We start from the raw sequence: 1,643 nt of genomic DNA on the forward strand, positions 1-1,643 counted from the left end.
CCAGCGACCCCGCCGGCCGAGCCGTTGGCGGTGCGCACGTGCGCTCCGGCACGGATCTGGGCCTGGGCCGCCGTGGCGGGGAGGAGAAGCGCCAGCGTGGGCAGCGCGGCGGCGAGGAGGAAAGTGGGTCGCACCTTGGTCATCAGTCGAACTCCTGTGGGCGGGGGCCTCGTGCCGTCCCGCGACAGGGCCTTGTCTGGCGCACGGATGCATCACGGCGGTGTCGCGCCAGGGCCAGGTGATGGCAGCGTGCGACAGCGGGGGGCGGGTGTCATGGTTTGTCACAGCTTGGCCACTGGCCGCCGCGCGGGCGCGGTGGCACACCGGGGGCATGAGCGAGAAACCGGCCCGAATCCTCGTCGTCGATGACGATCCCGAACTGCGCAGCCTGCTCCAGCGCTTCCTCGCCGAGCACGGCTATGCGGTGCGCGCGGTCGAGCACGGGCGGGCGATGGACAGCGCGCTCCAGCGCGAGCCCGCCGATGCCATCGTGCTCGACCTGATGCTGCCGGGCGAGGACGGGCTGGCGATCCTGCGCCGCCTGCGCGCGAGCGGGGAGACGGTGCCGGTCATCATGCTCACCGCGCGCGGTGATCCGGTCGATCGGGTGCTCGGGCTTGAACTGGGCGCCGACGATTACCTGGGCAAGCCTTTCCTCCCGCGCGAACTGGTGGCGCGGATCGCCGCGCTGCTGCGCCGGATCGGTCCCGAACGCGCGATGGGGCAGGACGAAATCGCGCGGATCGGCCCTTTTACCATCAATTTTTCGACCTTCACCGCCACGCGCGAGGGCGAGGCGCTCACGCTGTCCTCGCGCGAGTTCGCGCTGTTCGCAGCGCTCGCGCGCAGTCCGGGGCGCCCGCTCAGCCGCGCGCAGCTGATCGACCGTGCGCTGGGCCGCGACGCCGAGGTGACCGACCGCGCGATCGACGTGCAGGTTGCCCGGCTGCGCAAGGCGATCGGGGACGATGCCGCCGATCCGCGCTTCCTGCGCACGGTCTGGGGGGTGGGCTACGTGCTGACCGGCGGCGGCGATGGCTAGGGCGCCGGGTTCTCTGCTGCGGCGCAACGTGCTGCTGATGGTGGGCACCGTGCTCGTCGGGCAGATCCTGGCCGGGCTTTTCGTGCTCAATTTCGTCATGCAGCCGCAGATCGAGCGGGTGGCGGCGGTCACCGCCGACATGATCCTGGGCCTGTCGCAGGCGATGCGCACGATGGACCCGGCCGACAAGGACGCGCTGCTCACCCGGTTCGAGGCCAACGGCGACATCGCGATCCGCCGCAGCCTGTCGCATAAGGTGCCCGTGCCGCGCTTTCCCAATTACCTCGAACGGCGTTTCATCGCCGCGATGAGCGAGCGGCTGGCCGCGCGCGAGGAGCTGGCCTGGCGCAAGGGCGATGGCAACCGCTTGTGGTTCCGGCTCAATCTGGGGGGGCAGGACTACTGGATCAGCGCCACCCCGCCGACCCAGCGCAGCGCTCTGGCGAGCCTGTTTTACGCCTTTGCCGCGGCCTTCGCGGTGGCGATCGTGGCCGGCTACTGGTTGCAACGCAGGCTCGATGCGCCCTTGCGACGGCTGGCGCGCGAGGTCGAGGCGCTCGACCCGCTGCGCGGGCCGGAGCCGGTCGACGTGCGCGGCCCG

The 1,643-nt window shown here is 71.5% G+C and carries 1 protein-coding gene and 1 pseudogene; both read left to right on the forward strand.

Annotation, left to right across the window (positions count from 1 at the left end):
- Positions 1 to 331 precede the first annotated feature (331 nt).
- Positions 332 to 1,042: a response regulator gene (locus MTR62_RS20900; protein WP_244024579.1), complete on the forward strand. Its 711-nt coding sequence runs from the start codon at positions 332 to 334 to the stop codon at positions 1,040 to 1,042.
- Positions 1,035 to 1,643: pseudogene (locus tag MTR62_RS20905) on the forward strand (ATP-binding protein); the annotation flags it as partial. The gene MTR62_RS20900 and the pseudogene MTR62_RS20905, both read left to right, overlap by 8 nt.

Source organism: Novosphingobium organovorum (assembly GCF_022832435.1).
GTDB lineage: Bacteria > Pseudomonadota > Alphaproteobacteria > Sphingomonadales > Sphingomonadaceae > Novosphingobium > Novosphingobium organovorum.

What these genes read in the sequence shown, in the direction of transcription:
- MTR62_RS20900 (WP_244024579.1), top strand. Translation starts at nt 332, where the DNA reads ATGAGCGAGAAACCGGCCCGAATCCTCGTCGTCGATGACGATCCCGAA.